General features: G+C 63.9%; 18 protein-coding genes, 1 tRNA gene and 1 pseudogene. 7 read left to right on the forward strand and 13 right to left on the reverse strand.

The features are described from left to right. Positions 1-13: 13 nt before the first annotated feature. Complete coding sequence (gene rplU, locus ACG873_RS22805) at positions 14-448, reverse strand: 50S ribosomal protein L21 (RefSeq protein ID WP_394887851.1); 435 nt, start codon at positions 446-448, stop codon at positions 14-16. A 247-nt stretch (positions 449-695) separates the two neighbouring features. Between rplU and ACG873_RS22810 the strand changes: the two genes are divergently transcribed. From ACG873_RS22810 to ACG873_RS22825, 4 genes and pseudogenes are all read left to right on the forward strand, one after another. Further along, positions 696-785: transfer RNA gene (locus ACG873_RS22810), tRNA-Ser, on the forward strand. Between the two features lie 845 nt (positions 786-1630). After that, a pseudogene (locus tag ACG873_RS22815) lies at positions 1631-2554 on the forward strand (acyltransferase family protein); the annotation flags it as partial. A 244-nt stretch (positions 2555-2798) separates the two neighbouring features. Further along, positions 2799-3767 (forward strand): SGNH hydrolase domain-containing protein, encoded by a 969-nt coding sequence (locus tag ACG873_RS22820; RefSeq protein WP_394893658.1) that lies wholly within the window; start codon positions 2799-2801, stop codon positions 3765-3767. Next, the gene (locus ACG873_RS22825) at positions 3716-4192 is read left to right on the forward strand and encodes a hypothetical protein (protein WP_394887852.1); all 477 of its coding nucleotides are present in this window, start codon (positions 3716-3718) and stop codon (positions 4190-4192) included. Before ACG873_RS22820 ends, ACG873_RS22825 begins: the two co-directional genes overlap by 52 nt. Before the next feature lie 320 nt (positions 4193-4512). On the opposite strand, the gene ACG873_RS22830 is transcribed toward ACG873_RS22825, so the two are convergent. From ACG873_RS22830 to ACG873_RS22875, 10 genes are all read right to left on the reverse strand, one after another. Continuing rightward, positions 4513-5562 (reverse strand): L-idonate 5-dehydrogenase, encoded by a 1050-nt coding sequence (locus tag ACG873_RS22830; RefSeq protein WP_394887854.1) that lies wholly within the window; start codon positions 5560-5562, stop codon positions 4513-4515. Continuing rightward, positions 5559-6965, reverse strand: a complete 1407-nt coding sequence (locus ACG873_RS22835; protein WP_394887856.1) for a TRAP transporter large permease — start codon at positions 6963-6965, stop codon at positions 5559-5561. The genes ACG873_RS22830 and ACG873_RS22835 overlap by 4 nt, the downstream gene beginning before the upstream one ends. A gap of 3 nt (positions 6966-6968) precedes the next feature. Next, entirely contained in the window at positions 6969-7541 is a 573-nt protein-coding gene (locus tag ACG873_RS22840) for a TRAP transporter small permease (RefSeq protein ID WP_394887858.1), read from the reverse strand. 81 nt (positions 7542-7622) lie between these two features. Continuing rightward, a complete protein-coding gene (locus ACG873_RS22845) occupies positions 7623-8597 on the reverse strand; it encodes a sialic acid TRAP transporter substrate-binding protein SiaP (RefSeq protein WP_394893660.1) in 975 nt (324 codons plus the stop codon). Between the two features lie 65 nt (positions 8598-8662). Then, a complete protein-coding gene (locus ACG873_RS22850) occupies positions 8663-9382 on the reverse strand; it encodes a FadR/GntR family transcriptional regulator (RefSeq protein ID WP_394887860.1) in 720 nt (239 codons plus the stop codon). Between the two features lie 178 nt (positions 9383-9560). Continuing rightward, positions 9561-10721 carry a siroheme synthase gene (locus tag ACG873_RS22855; RefSeq protein WP_394887863.1) on the reverse strand — a complete coding sequence of 387 codons (1161 nt, stop codon included), beginning with the start codon at positions 10719-10721 and terminating at the stop codon, positions 9561-9563. Continuing rightward, the gene (locus tag ACG873_RS22860) at positions 10693-13365 is read right to left on the reverse strand and encodes a molybdopterin-dependent oxidoreductase (protein ID WP_394887866.1); all 2673 of its coding nucleotides are present in this window, start codon (positions 13363-13365) and stop codon (positions 10693-10695) included. Before ACG873_RS22860 ends, ACG873_RS22855 begins: the two co-directional genes overlap by 29 nt. A 2-nt stretch (positions 13366-13367) precedes the next feature. Next, positions 13368-13697, reverse strand: a complete 330-nt coding sequence (nirD, locus tag ACG873_RS22865) for a nitrite reductase small subunit NirD (RefSeq protein ID WP_394887868.1) — start codon at positions 13695-13697, stop codon at positions 13368-13370. 5 nt (positions 13698-13702) lie between these two features. After that, positions 13703-16153 (reverse strand): nitrite reductase large subunit NirB, encoded by a 2451-nt coding sequence (gene nirB / locus ACG873_RS22870; protein WP_394887870.1) that lies wholly within the window; start codon positions 16151-16153, stop codon positions 13703-13705. A 16-nt stretch (positions 16154-16169) separates the two neighbouring features. Beyond that, the gene (locus ACG873_RS22875) at positions 16170-17465 is read right to left on the reverse strand and encodes an MFS transporter (RefSeq protein ID WP_394887872.1); all 1296 of its coding nucleotides are present in this window, start codon (positions 17463-17465) and stop codon (positions 16170-16172) included. Between ACG873_RS22875 and ACG873_RS22880 the strand changes: the two genes are divergently transcribed. Beyond that, positions 17404-17847 carry a hypothetical protein gene (locus ACG873_RS22880; protein ID WP_394893822.1) on the forward strand — a complete coding sequence of 148 codons (444 nt, stop codon included), beginning with the start codon at positions 17404-17406 and terminating at the stop codon, positions 17845-17847. The two genes, ACG873_RS22875 and ACG873_RS22880, sit on opposite strands and share 62 nt — an antisense overlap. Here the strand turns inward: ACG873_RS22880 and ACG873_RS22885 are convergent. Together ACG873_RS22885 and ACG873_RS22890 are read right to left on the reverse strand one after the other, a co-directional pair. Then, positions 17811-19052: a CmpA/NrtA family ABC transporter substrate-binding protein gene (locus ACG873_RS22885; protein ID WP_394887874.1), complete on the reverse strand. Its 1242-nt coding sequence runs from the start codon at positions 19050-19052 to the stop codon at positions 17811-17813. The genes ACG873_RS22880 and ACG873_RS22885 overlap by 37 nt on opposite strands. Next, complete coding sequence (locus ACG873_RS22890) at positions 19049-19651, reverse strand: ANTAR domain-containing response regulator (protein ID WP_394887876.1); 603 nt, start codon at positions 19649-19651, stop codon at positions 19049-19051. The genes ACG873_RS22885 and ACG873_RS22890 overlap by 4 nt, the downstream gene beginning before the upstream one ends. A gap of 250 nt (positions 19652-19901) precedes the next feature. On the opposite strand from ACG873_RS22890, the gene ACG873_RS22895 reads away from it, so the two are divergent. Continuing rightward, a complete protein-coding gene (locus ACG873_RS22895; RefSeq protein ID WP_394887879.1) occupies positions 19902-21821 on the forward strand; it encodes an ABC transporter ATP-binding protein/permease in 1920 nt (639 codons plus the stop codon). A 142-nt stretch (positions 21822-21963) separates the two neighbouring features. Further along, positions 21964-22731, forward strand: coding sequence for a FadR/GntR family transcriptional regulator (locus ACG873_RS22900; protein ID WP_394887880.1), 768 nt, complete (start codon positions 21964-21966; stop codon positions 22729-22731). Positions 22732-22734 lie beyond the last annotated feature (3 nt).

Consider the following 22734-nt stretch of genomic DNA (forward strand, 5'->3'; position numbering starts at 1 on the left):
TTCAGTCCCGAGCTTATTCTTTTTCCGCCGAAGCTGCAGCCTTTTTCGGCGCAGCCTTCTTGGCGGGCTTTTCGGCGGCTTCCGTTTCCGGAGCCGCTTCCTTCTTGGCGGCGGCCTTCTTGGCCGGCTTGGCGCCACCGGTCAGGATCTCGGCGATCCGGATGGTGGTTTCATGCTGGCGATGGCCGTGCTTGCGGCGCGAATTCTGGCGGCGGCGCTTCTTGAAGGCGATGACGGTCTTGGCGCGGCCCTGCTCGACCACTTCCGCCGTGACAACAGCACCTTCGACGAACGGCGCGCCGAACGTCGCATTCTCGCCTTCGCCGAAAGCCAGGACTTCGCCGAATTCGATGATGTCGCCGGCATTGCCGGCAAGTTTCTCGACCTTGATAAGGTCGTTGGCGGCGACGCGATACTGCTTGCCGCCCGTTTTGATGACTGCGAACATTTTTTGCCTTTCGCTGTTCGGTCCGGCTTTTCGAGCGCGCAAAGGCGATCTGGCCGTCTTTTTGTCAGTCTGCGGGGTTCAAAGTACAACCGGCGCGGAGAGGTCCCCACGCCGGAATGTAAGTGTGCGTAACCGAAGGCTCCGGCGAAGTCAAGGCGAGCGGCAAATTTGCAACCGATTGGGCCTTGTATCGGCAGTCTCCAGCCGTTATCTAGTGCGCCGCGCCGGCAACGGCCGACCATCACCCGGAGAGGTGGCAGAGTGGTCGAATGCACCGCACTCGAAATGCGGCATGGGTGCAAGCCCATCGGGGGTTCGAATCCCTCCCTCTCCGCCAGTTTTTCGTTTGCCGGACCTTCCCCGAACCCGCCTGATCTCCCGCGTGCGCCGGTGAAGGGCGCCTGCAGCGAGAAGAAGGACACCATCTGCGAGACGGGTTAGAGCACCAAAGCGCAACCAGCCCGAACGCACACTTCTTCATCGCCACGCCCGGCTTTCGCCGTCTGGCCTCTGAGAAAAAACCTGCCCTTCCTTCGACCATTCGACACGCTCATGGCTCAGGATGATGGGCAGTCGGGAAGCGGGGCGCGAGGCCGAGCCTCCGAAACTAAAATACGTGGCGCAAACCCCGCGCCCCGCCGGCGATTTCTGTCCCCGCCCGTTCCGCTGCGCGTGACCGGCTGCAACGGCGCTCTGCCTTTCGGCTTCACCACCGCCGTCACCGGTCCCGCCTGTGTGCTCCTCCAGCACGCCGGGACCGTAGTGTCCCGAGGGGAACCCTTGGACGGAGCCTCCCCGGCCCCACGGCTTCGTCGGCCATGGAACGGAGGCGCCGGTTCCTCCCCGCTTTCGAACGACTCCGGAAGCGTTCCCGGCGGGAGAAACTGATGGGGATTATGCGGGAGGGGCAGAGGGTGGGGATAAAGAAAATTACTGGCATAGGCCAAGTTCTTGAATAAGCTCGATCGCAAGAACACAACAGCGCGGCTTATCCACGATCGGATGGGCCGCGCGACTGGGGGTATGTTGACTGTCAAGACAGTTGCCGGCGCCATATCGGCGTTTGGCGCGAGCCTCAAACCGAAACTATCGAACGCCGCTATCGTCGGAGCACCGGAAGACCAGCTTCGCGGGCCGCTCGAAACGCTCGTGCGGGACTTGGCAATAGGAGCGGCCGGCAGAATGCGTTCAGACTACCGATATGACATCGACGGGCTTCGCGCGGTCGCAGTCCTGCTCGTGGTGATCTTCCACATTGACGAAAGACTCGTCCCGGCGGGGTTCGTGGGGGTTGATATATTCTTCGTGATCTCTGGCTTCCTGATCACGGGGAACATCTTGCGCGACCGCGATGCGGGGACGTTCTCATATGCGGAATTCTATCGCCGACGGATCAAGCGCATCTTTCCGGCAATGTTCCTGGTGACGGGCGCTACCCTGCTGGCAGGTGCTGTTTTGATGCTTCCGTCAGATCTGGTGGCGCTTTCTGCCACGGCTTTGGCAACGTCCCTATCCGCAGCCAACATCTATTTCGCGTTGTTTCTCGATACCGGGTACTTTGCCGACGACAGCCGCATGGTGCCGCTGCTTCACATGTGGTCTCTGGGCGTCGAAGAGCAGTTCTATGTGATATGGCCTGCCATGCTCCTGCTCGTGGCAAAGTGGCCAAGAGCCGTGCTGCCTGCGCTGTTTTCGATAATTCTCGCCAGTATCCTGCTCGGGGAATGGTGGCTTCGGATCGGCTGGGATTCTGCCGCCTACTACCTGTTGCCGACTCGGGCATTCCAACTGGCCGCGGGCGGCGTGTGCGCGCTGCTCCTGGTTCGGTTGTCGGCTTCAATAGGCAGCAGCACCATAGCGGCGGCAGTAGGGGCAACTCTCGTCGGTGCGAGCGCTTTTTTCCTGGACGGCGTCAGCCTTTTCCCTGGGCTCCAGGCGATTCCTGTAACGGCAGGTGCAGCGCTGTTGCTGATGTCTGGGCAAACCGCCAATCCCGTTTCACGCATTCTTTATTTCGCGCCATTGCGTGCCATCGGCATCATTTCTTACTCGCTGTACCTATGGCATTGGCCGGTACTCGCCTTCGCGCGGTATTTTTATGGCGGTGAGCTTTCTCCGTCGCTTCAGGCAGGCACTGCCCTGACGATGTTCGTGCTGTCGGTACTGTCGTGGAAATACGTCGAAGTGCCGGCGAGGGTGACCAGGCTCGGTTTCGTTCCGGTGGCCATTCGAGCATTTGTCGCTCCGGTCGCCGTCTTATCCGTCGTCGCGTCAGTTCTGATCCTTTCAAGAGGCATGCTCTTCCATAATCCATCCTACGCGGCGGCAATCGCTCAGGCCAGCCGAAGGGATGCACCAAGCTTTCTGTTGCCGTTCGTGTGCCAAAAACCGGAAGTGGGAATTTCTGATATCCAAAACCCTGCTTGCATCATCGGATCGACAGAGGAGCCCGCGATCTTGTTATGGGGGGACCCCACGCCGCCCATTTCGTCGGAACGATCGGCGAGATCGCAGGAACGGTTGGTTTCGACTTCCGCAACATCGCACACTCGGCTTGCCCGCCGGTTTTCGACTCCCCGAAAAATATGTATCGGGGAAAGGAGAGGCCGAATGCAAAGCTTCGTCAGAAGCCGTGAAGGCGGAGATCGGGAAGTATTCAACGGTTATCATCGCCGCCTCGTGGGGGAACGAGGCATACCAAACGAGCGCGTTCAGGGCCGACTTGCGATCAACAGTAAGGCAGTTGACGTCTGCGGGGGCCAGCGTTGTTTTGGTCGCTGATATACCGCGGATTCCGAACTTTGACGCACGATGTGAGGCGAAAGCTATCAAGTTCCCATGGTGGGATTGCACCGACCGTCTGCGCCCCCGCTTGGCTATGGTGGACAAAGCAAACGCCTCTATCAGGTCTACCGCTGTAGAATTCGGTGCGGCATTTGTCGATTTTTCCAACTTCATTTGCACGAAGGGCCTCTGCTCCAATCGAATAGGCGGGGAACCCGCATATTATGACGGAAGGCATCTAAGCTTTGACGGATCTGTCGCCCTCGGCAAACTTGCCGCTCAAGACCCTGCGATTCAGGATGCATTCGCACAATTCCGGTCGTCGACAACGGCAACTTCGCAGCAGGCACTGCCATGGCGAACCGATCCGACCGGGGTGTTCGAACGCATGACATCGATATCGGAGATCGTTGCATCGGCTGACGCGATGCTCGTCGACAGATGGGTAGGTAGAACCAGGGCAACCCCTTCGGAAGCACGCTGTTGTTTAGCGATACCAATGATTCGGCATACGCCAGTTGGTCTCTCCAGCTGACGCAAGCGGAAATGGCGGCCCTAGTAGAAGGCGGCACTCATGTGGTGATCGAGTTCACTCTGCGCGCGGATGAGAACTCAATTCCCATGCTGAAGGTCACTGGCGGGACCGAAGCTTATCCAGTCAACTATGATATTCTCGCTTGGCCAACAGCTGGCGTTGCCCGGGTTGTGAACTCGACGAGGCAGCCAGCCCTCGACGTTACCCCCCAACTTGCAGGCGGCGCTCGCTATCGGGTCGCAATACCCATTGAAGGACTTAGCCTTCCTCGCATCATGCTCCTGCCAGCCGCGGGTCACTCTGAAAAATTGGTTGACTCAAAGGCGACAGGCTCCATGGAATTGCTGTCGATGCGCATCTTTTCAGCGACAATGGGGGGCGAGTTGGAAAGCGCCAAAGAAGAAGGGCCTTCCGATGGAGGCTAGTCCGCCTTCGCCACCTCATGCCGTTTCTGACGGCTAGTGACGCTCCGCATATGCTGCGGCCAACAATGCAAAGCCGTCCGGGTCGGACGCTCTGGCCTTAGCGAGATAGTAAAGCTCATCGCCTTGCGGTGGGCACTTCAAATCCGGTGCGCACACGATGAGGGCGCTTGGCGAGCCAGCACCCCCTCTGTCCTGCTGGACATCTCCCCCTCAGGTAGGGGATTGGCCTTCGCAACCGTCCGGCGCCCTCTTCGGTGTGCATCCTTCGACAAGCTCAGGATGAGGGCGGGTGCGGAGGATGAGGGCGCTTGGCGCGACCCTCACCCCGCCGTCAGCACGACCTTGACGCTCTGCGAGCGGTCGGCGGCGAGGCGGAAGGCGTCGGGCGCGGAGGACAGTGTGCGTTCGGCCGTCACCAGCCTTAGCACGTCCACCTTGCCACCGACGATGAGGTCGACCGCCTGGTCGAACTCGGCGCCGAAGCGGAAGGTGCCTTTGAGGTCGATCTCCTTGGCCATGACGGCATTGGCCGGAACCGGGATCTGGCCGCCCGGGAGGTTGCCGACCTGGACGACCGTGCCGCCGCGCCGGACACTGGCGATCGCGGCGGCGAGGCCTGCCGCCGTGCCGGAAATCTCGAAGGCGACATCGAGGGGTTTTTCGGCCGCGAGCGCCTTCAGTTCGGCGTCGCCGCCGGAGAGGTCGATCGTCCGGTCCGCGCCGAGTTTTTTCGCGAAGGCGAGCGGCGCGGCGGCGATGTCCGCCATGGTGATCTCGCCGCAGCCGGCAAGCCTTGCGGCGAGCATGGTCAGCAGCCCGATCGGACCCGCCCCGAACAGGATGACGCTGCGTCCCGCGATATCGCCGGCCCGCGCCGCCGCGTGCAGGCTGACGGCGAGCGGTTCGGCAAGCGCCACCGCCTGGTACGGCACGTGAGACGGAACCTTGACGCATTGCGCCGGCGTTGCGTCGAACACGCTGGCGAAACCGCCCTGCATGTGCGGCGTCTTGGAGGCCGAGCCCATGAAATAGATGTTTTCGCAGAGATTGGCGCGGCCTTCGACGCAGCGGGCGCAATGTCCGCACCAGCGCGACGGATTGACCGCGACGCGATCGCCGACGCTCAAGCCGGGCGCCTTCCCGTTGATCTCGACGATCTCGCCTGAAATCTCGTGGCCGAGGATCAGCGGCGAGGTGACGACGAAATCGCCGGTGCGGGCATGGCGGAAATAGTGCAGGTCGGAGCCGCAAATGCCCCCTGCGCCGAAGCGCACCCGCACCATGCCCGGCGCGAGCGGCCCGAGCGGATGCTCGACGATCCGAAGATCTTCAGGGCCGAACAGTGTTGCGGCGGTGGCGCTTTCGGTCATCGGATAAGTCCCATTTGCGTCGGCAGCCACAGCGTGATGGCCGGAATGAAGGTGATGAGGATCAGCGCGACGAGCAGCGGCACGAGCCAGGGCAGGATCGCCATGGTGGTGCGCTCGACCGACAGTTTTGCTACCCGCGACAGCACGAACAGCACCATGCCGAGCGGCGGGTGAAGCAGGCCGATCATCAGGTTGAGCGTCATGATCAGGCCGAAATGCACCGGGTCGATGTTGTAGAGGATGACGATGGGCAACAGTATCGGCACGAGGATGGTGATCGCCGCGATGGTGTCGAGGAAGCAGCCGACCACCAGCATCAGGATGTTCACCAAGATGAGAAAAACCCATTTGTTTTCGGTGAGCGAGGTGATGAAGGTGGAGAAAAGCTGCGCGGCCTGGCTGACGGTGAGCAGCCAGGCGAAGATCGACGCGGCGGTGACGATGAAGAGCACCGACGCCGTGGTCTCGATGGTGTCGAAGCTCGCCTTGGCGAGAGTGGCGAAGGTCATCGTGCGGTAGCGCACGAGGCCGAGGAACAGCGACCAGATGACGGCGGCCATGGCCGCTTCTGTCGGCGTGAACCAGCCCATTGTCATGCCGCCGATCAGGATGATCGGCGTCATCAGCGCCATGACGGCGGAGAAGTCGAAATACCAGTCGCAGGCGATCAGGATGATGAGGCAGATGCCGACCGCTATGTTGAGCGACAGGCCGGCGCCGACCAGGATATAGACGAGGACCGGAAAGCAGGCGACGACCAGAACCTCAAGCGACGCGGCGCCGAGCTTGCGCAATTCGAACGGCGTGTCCGAGCCCCAGCCGCGGCGGTAAGCGAAGATGGCGACCGTCACCATCATCAGCACCGTCATGACGACGCCAGGCAGGATGCCGGCCATGAACAGCGCGCCGATCGAGACGTTGGCCATCATGCCGTAGATGACGAAGGGCAGCGACGGCGGGAAGATCGGCCCGAGCGTCGAGGACGCCGCGGTGACGCCGACGGCCGCCTCGACGGGGTAGCCGTGGTCCTTCATCGCCTTGATCTCGATGGTGCCGATGCCGGCGGCGTCGGCAAGGGCCGCCCCCGACATGCCGGCGAAGACCACCGACCCGATGATGTTGACCTGCGCGAGGCCGCCCTTCATCCAGCCGACGAGCGCCAGCGCGAAGGAATAGATGCGCCCGGTGACGCCGGCGATGTTCATGAGATTGCCGGCGAAGATGAAGAACGGCACGGCGAGCAGCGGAAAGCTCTCGACACCGGCGATCATGCGCTGCGCCGCAATGATGTCGGGCGCGACACCGTAGAAGACGAGGTAGAGCAGCGAGGAAACCGCCATCGATACGGCGACTGGCACGCCGATCAGCATCAGGACGAGAAAGGCTCCGATCAGAAGCAGCATGGCCTACTCTCCCAGCCCGTCGAAGGCGGCGGGGCGCTCGAGCGCCGAGTACCCGCGGCGGACGTTACCGACGAATACCTGGATCTGGCGCAGCATCATCAGCACGAAACCAGCGAAGACTGCATAGAAGACGACGTTGCGCGGCAGGTCGATGGTGACCATGCGCTCGCGCGCGACGATCCCGACATAGCGCCACAGCAGCCAGGACATGTAGGCGAAGAAGCCGATGGTGATGAGGTTTACCGCGAGCGCCAGATAGCGCCCCACCCCGGCCGGGAGGTAGTGATAGAGCACGTCGACATGGATGTGGCGGGTCATGCGCGTGCACATGACCGATCCCAGGAAGACCACCACGACCAGGCAGTTGATCGCGATCTCCTCGGTCCAGGCGAGGCTGTTGTTCAGGACGTAGCGCGTGAAGAACTGCAGGAAGACGCAGAGCGACATGCCCCAGAACACCGCGAGTGTCACCCAATCCTCCACCGCGTAGCGCGACAGATCGACGGGCGCGACCTCTTCCTCGAAGGCATGCGTCAGTTCTTCGGCGGTAACCGGTGTGTGGATTTCCTGGATCATCGGCGTGGCTCCGGCAAGGGCAATGCGACAGCGGGTAAAGCAGGCCCGGCGCATCCACGCCGGGCCTGCACTCGATGCGGGTTACTTGACGGCGCGGATCGCCTCCCAGTCTTCCTTGCGGTAGCCGAATTCCTCGAACGTCACCTTCTCCATCACGTTCTTCTCGAAGTCGGCGCGGTCGACTTCGGTGACGGTGAGACCGCGTTCCTTGAAGGTTTCGACGAGCGCTTTTTCGCGGTCGACGATAATCTTGGTCGCGCGAGCGGCTGCTTCCTGCATCACCTCGGTGAAGATCGCCTTATCTTCGTCGGACAGTTGCGACCAGCGCGACTGCGACACGATCGTGTTGAGGTGGTCGACGATGTGTCCGGTCAGGACGATGTGCTTCTGCACCTCGTAGAACTTCTTGGCGTCGATCGTGGTCAGCGGGTTTTCCTGCGCCTCGACCGTTCCCTGCTGAAGGGCAAGATAGACTTCGGCAAAGGCAATCGGCGCTGTGTTGGCGCCGCACGCGCGCGGCATTGCAAGGTATGCCGGCACGTCGGGCACGCGGATCTTCAGGCCCTGCATGTCGGCGCATTTCTCGATCGGCCGGTTGGAAGTGGTGTGGCGCGTGCCGTAGTAGGTGGTCGCCGTGATGTGGTGGCCGGACGCCTCTTCGTAGCCGGCGGTCAGCTCCTTGTATTTGTCGCTCTTGGTGTAGGCCAGCAGATGGTCGGCGTCGCGGAAAGTGAACGGGAAATAGGTCACGCCGATCGGCGGGAATTCGCGCGCCGCGAAGCTCGATCCGGAGATGATGATGTCGACCGTGCCGAGGGTCAGCCCCTGGTTGATGTCGGCTTCCTTGCCGAGCTGCGAAGCCGGAAACACATCGATCGTGTAGCGGCCGTCGGTGCGTTTCTTGATCTCTTCCGCCGCCCAGATCGACTCCGTGTGGAAGGGCTCGGACGTTTCGTAGACATGCGCCCATTTCAGCGCGGTTTGCGCCGAGGCCGAAGCCATGGGCATGGCGATTGCGGCAATCGTGCCGAGCAGAACTGCGTATTTTCTCAACATCATAATACCTCCCAGTGGATGAACTTGACTTGATCCGGCCAGATCTCCTCCTGGCCGGCCGGCTTCTATTCCGCAACCTCCCTGGCTGCGGATCTCTCACCGAAATTACGTGAGAATCTCAATTGCGACAGCCGCAAATGCTCCTGCATTGCGGTTTTCGCCCGTTCGGCGTCGCGCGCCGCGATGGCATCGCGCACCGCGCGGTGTTCCGCGGCGGCGGCGCGCCAGGAGTCACGGTTCTCGAAATAGCTCGACAGGAGCTCGAAGTAGGGATTCATGCGCTGGTCGAACAATTCGCCGATGAAGCGTACCAGCACGGCGTTTCCGAGAATGCCGGCCACTGTCGTATGGAACTCGCGGTCGAGGGCAATTGTCACTTTGGTCGGATGGCTCGTGTCTTCCATCCGGCCAAGCACATCGTCGAGAAGTTCGATGTCGGCGGGCTGGACGTGGAGTGCGGCTTCGGCGGCGATCGCCCCTTCGATGAATTCGCGGGCGCGCAAAAGTTCGAACGGACCCTCGTCCGTATCAGTGGCCGTTGCGGCGGCGCGTGGCGGCTCGGTGACGTAGATGCCGGAGCCGACGCGGATGCGTATCCGCCCCTCCACCTCGAGCGCAATCAGTGCTTCGCGGACGGTCGGGCGGGAGATGCCAAGCTGGTCGGCCAGTTCGCGCTCGGTCGGCAGGCGGTCGCCGACGGCAAACTCGCCGGCGTCGATCAGCTGCCTGAGCTGATCGGCGATCTGGCGGTAAAGCCGGCGCGGTTCGACAGCCTGGATCGGCATGGCCGCTCTCTTCTCCCTTGGTAGATCATCGACCTCACCTTGGATCGGTAAATTGGTCTGACCTATTGGCTGAAAAGTTGCGGCAGAATGATTGGCGAGTCAAGCGTGAAAATTCCGCGTTGGTGTGCGGGTGCGGCAAAGCTGGGCGAGACAGCAAGTCCGCCTCGTGTCTGCGGGGTCAACCAACGGCCCGCGCGGTGGCCCGTTCCTCGCCCGGCATGTTCCGGGCATGGCCTGCGGCAAAGCGGCCGGCTTCATTCCGAACGCGATGCGCGCGAGAGGCGGCGCGGACCTTCGCGACTGACACGCCGGGCACGATATCGAAAGCTATGCCTTCCGCGCGCAGTCTTGAGATTTCCCCGTTCCCGAAATTCGCCTTGCTGGGCTTCAGCCGCACGACATGCCGGCCGGATCGCGCGAGCGATACCAGCGTGTCACCGGCCTTCTCCCGGCCGCCGCACGTTCCAGCGGCAACGCGTGTCGCCTCCCGGCGCGCAAGTTCGAGCACGTCGCCGGATACCTCGTCGTCGAAAAGGATGACGTCGGCGGCCTGAAGCGCGCGAACGGCCTTCAGCGTCAGCAGTTCGGCGTCGCCCGGACCGGCGTCGACGAACGTCACCCGCCCGCAAGCCAGGGCGGCATCGGCGGCGATCTCAGCCACCTGACTGGAAAGACGAAGTGCCTCGCCCGGCAACGGAGCTCTGCCGAAGGCGCGATCGGCGAACGTCTCCCAGAACGCCCTGCGGCGCGACGCGGCCGGCAGCAGCTTCATCACCGTCTCCCGCAGCCTTTGGGCGAGATCGGCCCATTCAGCGAGCGACGGCGGCAGCAGCGCCTCAACCCGCCGCCGGATCGCCTGAGCGAGGATAGGGGCGGCGCCGGAAGTGGATATTCCTATGACCACCGGCGAGCGGTTCACGATCGATCCGAACTGGAAGACGCAGTGATCCGGCCGGTCGATGACATTGCACGGCACTCCCGCGGAGCGGGCGGCGGCATGGAATGCCGTCGCCTCCTCGTTCGACCCGGCATCGGCCACCGCAAGCACAGCGCCGGCAAGGTTTTCCGCGCTCCACTCCTGATCGTGATGCACGTAGCTGGGCGAAGCACCGCCGGCTGCCAGTAGCAGCGCCATTTCATCGCTGATCGCTTCGCTTGGCGCATAAACGTGCACCCTGGCGCCGGCGGCCGCGAGAAGTTCGGCCTTCCAGGCCGCCGCGTCCGATCCGCCGGCCACCACGACCCTCTTTCCGTGTAGATCCAAAAACACCGGCAGAACGGAAAGCGGCGCAACGCGCGCCGGCGCACGGTTACTCGGCTGCCTGGAGACGATGCGCATCGACAATTCCCCTGATTTCGGCCCGGCAGGAGCCGCAATTCGTGCCGGCCTGCAACACCTTGCCGATAGCCTCGACCGTAGCGCAGCCGTTCGCGGCGGCGGCGGCGATCTGGTTTGCTCCGATGCCGAAGCAGGAGCACACGGTCGCACCGCGATCGACAACACCTTGGCCGGGGCGCGCGGCCATGATGGACAAGCGGGCGCGCCGGCCTTCATGTCTCGCCGCAAGCTGTTCGACCGCCCAGTTGCGCGGCGCTGCAACCGGTTCGCGGTCGAGGAAAAGAGCGCCGACGAGCCTGTCGCCTTCGAAGCAGGCATAGCGGCGCTGCCCGCCGGAAAGATCGTGATAGGAAAGCGATTCGGCGGAAGACGAGGCGCCAAACAGCGTGTCGGCGAAGAGCGTCCAGTCGCGGGCGGCGTCAGTGAAGGCGAGTTCCACCCGCCAGCCCTCGGCGCAGCGCGCCACCGCCCAATACTCCGCATCGATCGTTTCCGGGCGACTCGCGAGCACTGCGAAGCCGTAGGCCGCTGCTTGGAACCGCTCGATGGCCACCGGCACGTGCTTCGAGGCCGGTTGGCCGGATGACGGATCGGTCAGCGCCGGGACGAGGCGGTCGACACGCGCGCCGGATGCGAACTGGTCGGTCCAGTGCATCGGCACGAAGACGGCCCCTTCGCGCTGCCGCGACGACAGAAGCGCCCGCACCAGGATGTATCCTGCGGATGAGGCGACGCGCACGACGTCGGCGTCGCGGATACCGTGGCGGGCAGCGTCGGCGGGGTGAAGCTCGGCGAAGGGTTCGGCCAGATGCTGCGACAGCCTCTGGCTCCTGGCCGTGCGCGTCATCGTGTGCCAGTGGTCGCGCACGCGGCCGGTGTTGAGAACCAGCGGGAAGGCAGCGCCCGTGCGATCTGGAGCGACCGATCTGATCGCCACGAACCGCGCCTTGCGATCCGGCGTGAAGTAGCCTCCATCGCCGAAGAAGCGCGTGTCGCCCATGTCGCCGCCCGCGGGAGCCGGCCACTGGAACGGCTTCAAATTCTGATACGACTGCCGATCGAGATGTTCATGAGCGCCGATATCGAAGTCTCGCTCGCCGGCGTTTTCGAACGCCGACAGCGCAGCATGCTCAGCGAAGATCTCGGCCGGAGAATCATATGCGAATGCCGCGCCAAAACCCATCCGTTTCGCCACCTCGCCGATGATCCACCAGTCCGGCCGCGCCTCTCCCGGCGCCCTGAGGAAGGGCCTCTGGCGCGAGATCCGGCGTTCGGAATTGGTGACGGTGCCGTCCTTCTCGCCCCAGGCCGCTGCCGGCAGCTTCACATGGGCGTGGCGCAACGTGTCGGTTTCGCCTTCGACTTCGGAGACGACGACGAATGGACAGGCGGCGATCGCCGCCTCCACCGCATCCCCCTCCGGCAGCGAATCCACTGGGTTGGTCGCCATGATCCACAGCGCCTTGACGCGCCCGTCGGCGACGGCGCGGAACATGTCGACGGCCTTCAGGCCCGGGCGGATCGCGACGTTCGGCGCCTGCCAGAAGCGGCGCACACGGTCCCGATGCACCGGATTCTCAATATCCATATGCGCGGCGAGCATGTTGGCCAGGCCGCCGACCTCGCGGCCGCCCATCGCGTTGGGCTGGCCGGTGACGGAGAACGGCCCTATGCCCGGCCTGCCGATGCGGCCCGTTGCCAGATGGCAGTTTATGATCGCATTGACCTTGTCGGTGCCAACCGAGGACTGATTGACGCCCTGGCTGTAGACGGTGACCGTCCTTTCGGTCGCGGCAAACAGAGCGAAGAACTCCGCCAGCGCCGCTCCGTCGATGCCGGCGGCCTCGGCGATCGCCGCAAGGTCCGGCGCGCCCGCGGCGGCGATCGCCTCATCGAGGCCCGTCGTGTGCGTCTCGGCATAGGCGTGGTCGATCGCGCCCGCTTGCGCAAGGTGGGCCAGCAGGCCGTTGAACAGGGCGATGTCGCCGTCGGCCCTGACGGGCAGGTGAAGATCAGCGATGTCGGCCGTCATTGTGCGGCGCGGGTCGACCAGCACGACCCTCATGGCCGGACGCGCGGCTTTCGCCGCCGCGATGCGCTGGTAGAGCACAGGATGGCACCACGCGAGATTGGAGCCTACCAGCACGACGAGATCGGCCAGTTCCAGGTCCTCATAGGTGCCCGGCACAGTGTCGGAACCGAAGGCGCGGCGATGGCCGGCAACCGACGAGGCCATGCAGAGCCGCGAGTTCGTGTCGATGTTGGCCGACCCGACAAAACCCTTCATCAGCTTGTTGGCGACGTAATAATCCTCGGTGAGAAGCTGGCCCGACACGTAGAGGGCCACGGAGTCCGGGCCGTGCTCGGCAATCGTTTCGGAGAATTTCGAAGCGACGAGATCGAGCGCCTCGTCCCAATCCGCGCGGCGGCCATGGATCTCGGGATGGAGCAGCCGGCCTTCAGCGCCTATCGTTTCGGCGAGCGCCGAGCCCTTGGAGCAAAGCCGGCCGAAATTGGCCGGATGCTCCGGGTCGCCGCGAACCGATACGCTGCCGTCTGCCCCGATTTTGGCCAGTACGCCGCAACCCACGCCGCAATAGGGACAGGTGGTTTTCACCTCGCCGGCTTCGCGGACCATCTCCATGGTCAGGCGGCCTTCGACGCGAGCGCCTCGAGCGCGATGTACAGGCTCTCGCCCTCGACCTTGACCGGAATCGTCCGCACCGCTCCCTCGTCCGCGCCGAGCGCCTTGCCGGTTTCGAGCGAGATCACCCAGTTGTGCAGCGGGCAGGTCACCGCCGCGCCATGCACGATGCCCTGGCTCAGCGGTCCGCCCTTGTGCGGGCAATGATCGTCGATTGCAAAAACCTGGTCGTCTGCGGTGCGGAACACGGCGATCTTGCCCTGCGGAGTTTTCACGCAGCGCGCGCCACGGCGGGGAATGTCGGCGATGGAGCCGATTGCGATCCAGTTCATGGCGTTCACTCTGCTGCTTCCTTGAACCCGACCGTGGCCATCGGCCGGAACTCGTGCTTGTCCTTGCCCGAGACGCGCTCGGACCACGGATCGACCTGGGCGAATTTCTGGGAAAAGACGAAGCGGTCGAAATAGGCCCGGCGCTTGTCCGCATCGTCCATGATCTGGCGCTTGATCTCGGCGATGCCGACCCTCTTGGCCCATTTGTAGATGCGCTCGAGATAGCGGCCCTGCTCGCGATACATCTGGGTCAGCGCAACGATGTGCTCGAGTGCCTCGTCCTCCGTCTTCACGAGGCCGAGCACCTCGGTTCCCTTGATGTCGAGGCCGGCCGCGCCCGCGAAATGGATCTCGAAGCCGGAATCCACGCAGATCACGCCGACATCCTTGCAGGTCGCCTCGGCGCAGTTTCTTGGACATCCCGAGACTGCCATCTTGACCTTTGCCGGCGTCCACGAGCCCCACATGAACTTCTCGATGCGGATGCCCAGGCCGGTCAGATCCTGCGTGCCGAAGCGGCACCAGTCGGAGCCGACGCAGGTCTTCACCGTGCGCAAGCCCTTTGCGTAGGCATGCCCGGACACAAAGCCGGCCTTGCCGAGGTCGGCCCAGACGGCGGGCAAATCCTCCTTCCTGATGCCGAGCATGTCGATGCGCTGGCCACCGGTGACCTTGACCATCGGGATCTCGAACTTGTCGACCACGTCGGCGATGGCGCGCAGTTCGCCCGAAGACGTGACGCCGCCCCACATGCGCGGCACCACCGAATAGGTGCCGTCCTTCTGGATGTTGGCGTGGACGCGCTCGTTGATGAACCGTGACTGGTAGTCGTCGGCGTAAAGGTCCGGCCAGTCGGCCACGAGATAGTAGTTGAGCGCCGGGCGGCACTTGGCGCAGCCGCAGGAACTCTTCCACTCGAGTTCCTGCATGACCGCCGGAATGGTCTTGAGGCCCTTGGCCTTGATCAGGCGGCGAACGTCGTCGTGGCCGAGCCCGGTGCAGGAGCACATCGGCTGCACCGCCGTGGGATTGTAGGCGTCGCCGAGCGTCAGCGACATCAGTTGCTCGACCAGCCCGGTGCAGGAGCCGCAGGAGGCGGACGCCTTCGTGTGGGCGCGGACATCGTCGAGCGAAGTCAGCCCCTTTGCCGCAATGGCGCCGGTTATCTTTCCCTTGCATACGCCGTTGCAGCCGCAGATTTCTGCATCATCCGGCAAGGCTGCAACGGCCGCCATAGGGTCCAGCGGGGACCCTCCCTGGTAGGCCTGACCGAAGATGAGCGTGTCGCGCATCTCCGAAATGTCGATCTGCTTCTTCTTCAGGTCGTTGAACCACGCTCCGTCGGCCGTCTCGCCGTAGAGCACGGTGCCGATGATGCGGTTGTCCTTCAGCACCAGCCGCTTGTAGATGCCGGCGGATGCATCGCGCAGCACGATCTCCTGGCGGTCGTCGCCGTCGGCGAAGTCGCCGAGCGAGAACAGGTCGATGCCGGTGACCTTGAGCTTGGTCGGGGTGTCGTTGTGTACGAAGCGGGCGCTGTCGTCACCGGTAAGGTGCGCGGCCGCAACCCGCGCCATCTCGTAAAGCGGGGCGACGAGGCCGTAGACATGGCCGCCCACTTCGGCGCATTCGCCGAGCGCGTAGATCGCCGGATCGCTGGTGCGCATGCCGGCATCGACGACTATGCCCCTGTTGACCGCGAGGCCGGCATCCTTCGCCAGACCGGAATTCGGCCGGATGCCCACCGCCATGATGACCAGGGTGGCCGGAATGACGGTTCCATCGGCGAGTTCGACCGCCTCGACCCGGCCGTTGCCGGTGATCGCCTTGGTGTTCGCCTTCGTCATGACCTTGATGCCGCGCTCCTCGACGGCGCGCTGGAGCAGATAGCCGGCCGCGGGGTCGAGCTGGCGCTCCATCAGCGTCGGCATGACGTGAAGCACGGTCACGTCCATGTCGCGCATGCGCAGGCCAGCCGCCGCCTCCAGGCCCAGCAACCCGCCGCCGATGACCACTGCCTTCGCCCGGGACTGCGCCGCCAGCAGCATGGCGTTGACGTCGTCGAGATCGCGATAGGTCAGTACGCCCGGCATGTCATGGCCGGGCACCGGGATGATGAAGGGCGCGGAACCCGTGGCGACGACGAGCTTGTCGTAGGGTTCGGTGACGCCGTGATCGGACGTGACGGTCTTGGCCGCGCGGTCGATCGCGACGATCTTGTGACCCTTGTAGAGCGTTATGCCGTTCCTGATGTACCAGCCATCGCCGTGGATGACGATTTCCTCGAAATCCTTCTCACCGGAGAGAACCGGCGACAGCATGATGCGGTCGTAGTTCACGCGCGGCTCGGCGTTGAAGATGGTGACCTGGTAGCGGCCGGGCGCGGCTTCCAGCAGGTGCTCCAGCATCCTGCCAGGCGCCATGCCGTTGCCGATGATGACGAGTTTTTCGGTCATGCCGTTTGCCTTCCCTTCACTGCGCAGCGTATGCGAGTTGATCGGCGTCGCTCGCCTTGCGCTCCATCTTGCGGATGGCGAAATGCATCCAGGCAAGCGACACCACGACCAGCACGAAAAGCAGCATGAAGCAGCTCGTCCAAAGCCCGGTGAGATCGTTGAGCACGCCGAAGAGGATCGGCAGGATGAAACCGCCGAGCCCGCCAATCATGCCGACCAGGCCGCCCACGGCACCGACGTTCTGCGGGTAGTAGGCCGGAATGTGCTTGTACACGGCGGCCTTGCCGAGGCTCATGAAGAAGCCCAGCACGAACATGACCGCTATGAAGGCTACGGGGCCGACGGCAAGGTGAAAAACCATCCGGCCGTCGATGCCGTGCACGACATAATCGGTCGGCGGCAGCGACAGGATCAGCGTCGCGACAGCCGAGACGGCGAACGTCCAATACATGATCGTGCGCGCGCCGATGCGGTCGGACAGCACGCCGCCATAGGCTCGAAAGATGCTGGCGGGCACCGAATAGGCCGCGCCGATCATGCCGGCGGTGGCGATGTCGAAGCCGTAGACGCCGATCAGGTAGCGCGGCAGCCAGAGCGCCAGCGCCACAAAGGCACCGAAAGCGAAGAAATAGTAGAGCGCGAAGCGCCAGACCTGGACGTTCTTCAGCGGTGCGAATTCGTCGCGCAGGCTCTTTGGCTTGGCGCCGCCGACGCGGCGCTCGCGGATGACCGGGTCGTCGCCGGTGGTGAACCAGAACACCAGCGCCATGACGACGAGCGCGGCCGACCAGAGCAGCGCAACCGACTGCCAGCCCCAGGCGAGCAGGGCGAACGGCGCGATGAACTTGGTCACGGCGGCCCCAACGTTGCCGACGCCGAATATGCCGAGGGCGGTGCCCTGTCTTTCGGCCGGAAAGAAGCGCGAGACATAGGCGACGCCGACTGCGAAGGAGCCGCCAGCCAGCCCGACGCCGAGCGCCGCGACCAGCATCTGCACGTAGGTCTCGGCGAAGGCCAGCAGGAAGGTGGCGACGGCCGCCGCCAGCATGGTGGCGGTGTAGACCAGCCGGCCGCCATAGCGATCCGTCCAGATGCCGAGAGCGACACGGACGAGGGAGCCGGTGAGGATCGGGGTGCCGACCAGAAGCCCGAATTGGGTTTCGCTCAGGCCGAGCTCTTCCTTGATGCGCACGCCAATGATGGAAAATATCGTCCATACGGCGAAGCAGACCGTGAAGGCGATGGTGGACATGAGCAGCGCCCGCGCCGGTGCTTTATCCGGGCTGGCGTCTGCTGGCAGGATTTTGGTCATCGTCTGCTCCGTTGAGCGGCATGGGAGGCTGCCGCGCTGGTTCGCTAAAACAAAAAAGCTGCCGGCCAAGTTTTCGCGTCCGTTCATCCGGGATCGCGAATACCTGATCGGCAGCTTTGCCTGGGGCGCCCGTCACTGGACGCCTGTTTCGTGGCCCGAAGGCCCTGCTATTGGTAAAGCAGGAAGCGTGCCAACTTTGCGTCAGCAAGAAAAGTCAATTAGAAACAACCACTTGACGGCTCCCGTCCGGATCGGTCAAGTCTTGCCACTTGACCGGATATTGATTATTCCGAATCCATCGTCGCACAGTTTTTGTGCAGTGCACAAGAAATGCGCAGTGCCGGATCAGCCAATAAGCTCGGTCTTCTGGCTCGCGATATAGGCGTCGAGTTCGTCGGGATCGAACAGCGCGCCGCCGAAGAATCCGTCGGGTCCGAGGGTCAGGCTTGCGCCGGCCGAGCCGACCGGCGTGGCGATTTTGAGGGCGCCTTCGACCTTGGCGTTCGCGCCCGGAAGCGCGACGCCGAGCGGCTGCAGCGCTGCGCGGTAAAGGTCCGGCCGGTAGGTATCGCGCGCGATCGCCGCATTGGCGGCATTGTGCGGAACTTGGCCCCAACGCGCCATCTGGCTGTAGAACCAGAGTGCATGGCTTTTCCACGGAAAGGTCGCCGCCCTCGCCACGGGCACGAAGAAGTCCTCGACCACGACCGTTTCGCCCGGCGCGGCGCGCATCCGCCCTGAAAGGGCCGGCATCATCCAGCCTCGCGGCCGGCCGACATAGCCCGAATCCGACAGAAGCCCGGCGAGTTCCTCATGGTTTGCAGTATCCCCGCACCACTGCGCCGCGCGGTAGACGGCACGCAACAGGGCTGCGAGCACGTCCGGATTGGCTTCGGCCCAGCGCGCCTCGGCGCCCAGAACCTTTTCCGGGCTCGAGCGCCAGATAGCGGCTTTGACGGTCGCGATCCGCCCGCTGCCGAGTTCCACCGCCGCCGTGTTCCACGGCTCGCCGACGCAGTAGCCGTCGATCGCTCCCGATCCGAGCGCGTCCGCCATCAGCGGCGGCGGCACGATGACGATCTCGAAATCGCGGTCCGGATCCATGCCGCAGGCCGCCAGCCAGTAGCGAAGCTCGTAATTGTGCCCCGAGTGCGGATGGACCACCGCGAAGCGGAATGGCGCCAGCCCCTTCTTGCCGCGTTCGGCGACCATCGCCCTCAGCGCTTCCCCCGTCGACAGCGGGTCGAAGTCGGGCTTGGCGCCATGCGCCTCCATCGCCTTCCACAGCGCGTTGGACACGGTGACCGCGTTGCCGCCGAGACCGAGCGCCATCGGCGCGATGGTTCTCGCCGCCAGCGGCGTCAGCCCGAGATTGCAGGCGATCGGCATCGGCGCCAGCATATGCGCGACCTGGAAGTGGCCGACGGCGAGGCGGTCGCGGATGTTGGCCCAGGAGGTTTCGCGCGCGAGCGTCAGGTCCACGCCCTCCGCCTCCGCAAATCCCTTCTCCCTGGCCGCGACCAGCAGGGCGCTGTCGAGCAGCGGCATGAAGCCGACCGTGATCTGGTGACGATCGGCTCGGGTCATGGCTCCTCCTCCGGTCCCAGCAGCCCGGCCGCGGTGACCAGGCTTTGTGCGATGTCGGCGATCTTGCGGTTCTGGTTCATCGCCGTCTTGCGCAAGAGCGCGTAGGCGGCCTCTTCCGACAGGCCTTTCGACCTGACCAGTATGCCTTTTGCGCGTTCGATGACCTTGCGCCCTTCGAGTTCGCTGCGGGCCTCTTCCAGCTCGCGCGACAGCCGGGCGAACGCGTTGAAGCGGCTTACCGCCATGTCGAGGATCGGCTTCACCCGTTCCTGCTTCAGCCCGTCGACGACATAGGCCGACACGCCGGCGTCGACCGCGGCCTCGATCGATGCCTGGTCGGAGCGGTCGACGAACATGGCGATCGGCCGCTTCACCGCGCGCGAAAGCTGGAACATGTTCTCCAGCATGTCGCGGTTCGGGTTCTCCAGGTCGATGACGATCACGTCCGGATTTATCTCGGCGATCCGCCGCGCGATCCCGGCAACGCTGTGCACCAGCGTCACGTTTTCATGGCCCGCCGCACGCAATCCCGCCTCTATGATCGAGGCGCGGATGCGGTTTTCGTCGATAACCAGGATGGCTAGCGTCGTGGGGGCCATGGCGCACATATCGCGCGACGCCGCTCATTGTGCAATGCGGCAGCCGCATTCATCCAGACGCCCGAAGGCGAGTTGCCGAACTTCCGTGATCGATTTGAGAACGAATCATGTTACGCTGTCTTAAAAAAGGGCAATAAAAGGGCAATGGGTTGGGGAACGTCGTAATTCGGGATGCCGGATCACGTCCGGCTTTTACAATCAGGTGGCACTGGGGCGCGGCAAGACCTCCCCCCTGACGCCGGTCTCCTCGATGCGCCGATTCTGGGGCCTGATGCGGGCCTACTGGTTCTCGGATCGCTGGAAGGAAGCCTGGGGTCTGACTTTAGTCATCACCCTCCTAACCGCACTGTCCAGCAAGACCAGCGTCTGGATGGCCGAAGCTTCCGGTGAACTGGTCAACTCGATAGCCTTCTTCCACGACCCGGGAAATTCGACGCCGATGGCGTCTCTACTGGCAGCGGCGGGCGCGCTCCTTCTTCTCGTGCTCGTCAAGGACATCGGTTTCATCGGCGTCCGTCACTTTTTCTCCGCCACCTTGCACCGCAAGTGGCGCGGCTGGCTGAACAACCGGTTCAACGAAGCCCTGCTCGACGGCAACCACACACATTTGCATGTCCAGCACAGCGCCTCAGACGGCGCGGACCCCGGCACGGCCGCGCCCGACAATATCGATCAGCGCGTCCAGGAATCGATCAAGGGAATGACCGGAGGCGCCATCGGCCTCGCCATGGGCATAATGGGCGTCGTCGCCTCGCTTTATTTCGTCGGCCGGAAGCTCATCGAGACGTCGACCGAGGTGAGCGGGCTCGAATATCTGGGCAGCTACGGCAGCGCGGTCCTGGCTTTCGCCGCTGTCGCCATCTACGTCCCGCTCAACACCTATATCGCGGTCAAGGTCGGCGGCCTCTTGGAAAGGCTCACCGTACGCATGCAGCAGGCCGAAGGCAGCTATCGCGGCGAACTCACGACCCTGCTCCGCCGCAGCTTCCACGTCGCCGCGTCACATGGCGAGGGCGTCCAGAAGGAGATGCACGGCCGGCTTTACCGCGACATCGACCGCACCTGGGCGAGCTTGAACAAGGTGCACGCGGGCTATATGTCGTTCGAGCTCATCTACAATTTCGTCGCCGCCCGCATCATCGCCTACGGACCCGGCCTGCTCCCCTACACCCAAGGCACGATCAGCCTCAAAAGCTACATAACCGGCGCCGAACTGGTCAATTCGCTCATCAGCCAGTGCTCCTGGTTCATCCATGTCATGCCGTCCATCGCCACGCTGAAAGCCAACAGCCGGCGAGTGACGGACCTTGCCAACGCAATCGAGAACGTGCAGCGGCCGCGGGAATTCTACGGCCAGACCGGCCGCTCCGAGTTTCGCTATGGCGGCCAGCATGCCGTATTCGGCTTGGCCCTACGCAACCTGGAACTGATGCATCAGGGCCAGGACGCCGTACCGTTCCTGAAGGTTTCGGACATGCGTTTCCGGCGCGGTGAATGGACCTTCATGCGCGGCGAATCCGGCTGCGGCAAGACCAGCCTGGTCAAGGCGATCAATGGCCTCTGGCCGTATGGCCGCGGCGACATCGTCTTTCCCGAAGGCGTAAGGTCCTTCTACGCCGCGCAGGAAGTAAAGCTGCCGCACATTTCCCTGAAGCGGCTGGTATGCCTGCCTGGCTGCGCCGGGGAGTATTCCGACGCCGCGGTCGCGTCGGCGCTGCACAAGTCCGGCCTCGGCGATTTCATCGCGCATCTCGGCGATGAAACCAGCGACGGCAATATCTGGGACCAGGTGTTTTCCGGCGGCCAGAAACAGAAGCTGGTGCTCGCGCGCATCCTCCTGCTGCAGCCGGGCCTGCTCTTCCTGGATGAAGCGAGTTCGGCTCTCGACCCGGAGGCAAAGACGGCTTTCCACCAGGCGATCAAGGACAATTGTCCCGGCGTCACCGTGATCAGCATCATGCACGAGGCCACGCCGCCGAAATCGGCCGCCGGCGTCGAATTCTACACCAGCGTCCTGAGCATCGCCGACGGCGTTGCTTCGAAGAAGCCGCTCGTCCACACTCTCCCGATCGAGCTCACGTCGGCTCTCGTGCAGCCGCCGCCCAAGAAAGCCGACACCCGCTCTCCGGCGGAACTAGCGTCCCTGTTCAAGGGAAATTCGAGACGCTGAGCCGGCGCGGCAAAAGCTTGACTCTTCCGGAAATCGGCACCTTCTGGAAGGAGGCGACGGCGTTTGCCGTTGCGTTCGCTCGCGCCGGGGCAAACAATGATCCTGACGGTGAGATCGGGCAGGGGGAGTATCGATGCGGGCGATGAAATCGACGAGAACAGGAGCGGCGGAGGCGTCCCCGGCTTCCACGCCAAAGGCCGCGGCCGCTCCGTCGAACCGGTCGAGGCCGCCGGGCGTCAGCGTGCACGCCTCCGTCGCCAACGAGATCGGCCTCCGCATCGTGCGCGGCGACTATCCGCCTGGCGCGATTCTGCCCAACGAGGCGAAATGGGCCGAGACGTTCCAGGTCAGCCGCTCGGCCGTGCGCGAGGCGATCAAGATGCTGATGGCCAAGGGCCTGCTCAGTTCCCGGCCCAAGATCGGCAGTTGGGTCGAGCCGCGCGACCGCTGGAACCTGCTCGACCGCGATGTGCTCACCTGGTACGCGACCTCGCCGACGCGCGAATCGTTTCTGAAGACGGTCCAGGAATTCCGCCACATCATCGAGCCGGAAGCCACCGCGCTCGCCGCCGAGCGGCGCACTGACGAGCAGATGGCCGAGATCAGCGCCGCCTGCCGCGAGATGGGCGAGGCCACGTCCCTGACCCAGCGCACCCAGGCCGACACGCGCTTTCACTTGGCAATACTGCACGCCTCCGGCAACGAGCTTCTGGTGCCGCTCGGCGTGCTCATCGAATCGGCGCTCGCGCATCTCTTCGTTTTCGTCACGCGCGAGGCAAACGACCTCCGGCATGCGCAGACGCTGCACGAAAACATCGAGAAGGCGATCCGGCTGCGCCGCCCGGGGGCGGCGCGCACGGCTGTGAGGGAGCTTCTCGCCAACACCGACGAGATCATCACGCGGGTCTGAGGC

The organism is Allomesorhizobium aridi, from assembly GCF_043769475.1.
Lineage (GTDB): Bacteria > Pseudomonadota > Alphaproteobacteria > Rhizobiales > Rhizobiaceae > Allomesorhizobium.

Coding starts and splice junctions, on each gene's coding strand:
- nirD (WP_394887868.1), bottom strand. CDS start 13,697: ATGAACTGGATCGCAATCGGCTCCATCGCCGACATTCCCCGCCGTGGC.
- ACG873_RS22830 (WP_394887854.1), bottom strand. CDS start 5,562: ATGACCGAAAGCGCCACCGCCGCAACACTGTTCGGCCCTGAAGATCTT.
- ACG873_RS22845 (WP_394893660.1), bottom strand. CDS start 8,597: ATGTTGAGAAAATACGCAGTTCTGCTCGGCACGATTGCCGCAATCGCC.
- ACG873_RS22875 (WP_394887872.1), bottom strand. CDS start 17,465: ATGACCAAAATCCTGCCAGCAGACGCCAGCCCGGATAAAGCACCGGCG.
- ACG873_RS22860 (WP_394887866.1), bottom strand. CDS start 13,365: ATGGAGATGGTCCGCGAAGCCGGCGAGGTGAAAACCACCTGTCCCTAT.
- ACG873_RS22885 (WP_394887874.1), bottom strand. CDS start 19,052: ATGACCCGAGCCGATCGTCACCAGATCACGGTCGGCTTCATGCCGCTG.
- ACG873_RS22900 (WP_394887880.1), top strand. CDS start 21,964: ATGAAATCGACGAGAACAGGAGCGGCGGAGGCGTCCCCGGCTTCCACG.
- ACG873_RS22835 (WP_394887856.1), bottom strand. CDS start 6,965: ATGCTGCTTCTGATCGGAGCCTTTCTCGTCCTGATGCTGATCGGCGTG.
- ACG873_RS22855 (WP_394887863.1), bottom strand. CDS start 10,721: ATGCGCATCGTCTCCAGGCAGCCGAGTAACCGTGCGCCGGCGCGCGTT.
- rplU (WP_394887851.1), bottom strand. CDS start 448: ATGTTCGCAGTCATCAAAACGGGCGGCAAGCAGTATCGCGTCGCCGCC.
- ACG873_RS22880 (WP_394893822.1), top strand. CDS start 17,404: ATGAGCAGCGCCCGCGCCGGTGCTTTATCCGGGCTGGCGTCTGCTGGC.
- ACG873_RS22850 (WP_394887860.1), bottom strand. CDS start 9,382: ATGCCGATCCAGGCTGTCGAACCGCGCCGGCTTTACCGCCAGATCGCC.
- ACG873_RS22890 (WP_394887876.1), bottom strand. CDS start 19,651: ATGGCCCCCACGACGCTAGCCATCCTGGTTATCGACGAAAACCGCATC.
- ACG873_RS22820 (WP_394893658.1), top strand. CDS start 2,799: ATGCACCAAGCTTTCTGTTGCCGTTCGTGTGCCAAAAACCGGAAGTGG.
- ACG873_RS22895 (WP_394887879.1), top strand. CDS start 19,902: ATGCGCCGATTCTGGGGCCTGATGCGGGCCTACTGGTTCTCGGATCGC.
- ACG873_RS22840 (WP_394887858.1), bottom strand. CDS start 7,541: ATGATCCAGGAAATCCACACACCGGTTACCGCCGAAGAACTGACGCAT.
- nirB (WP_394887870.1), bottom strand. CDS start 16,153: ATGACCGAAAAACTCGTCATCATCGGCAACGGCATGGCGCCTGGCAGG.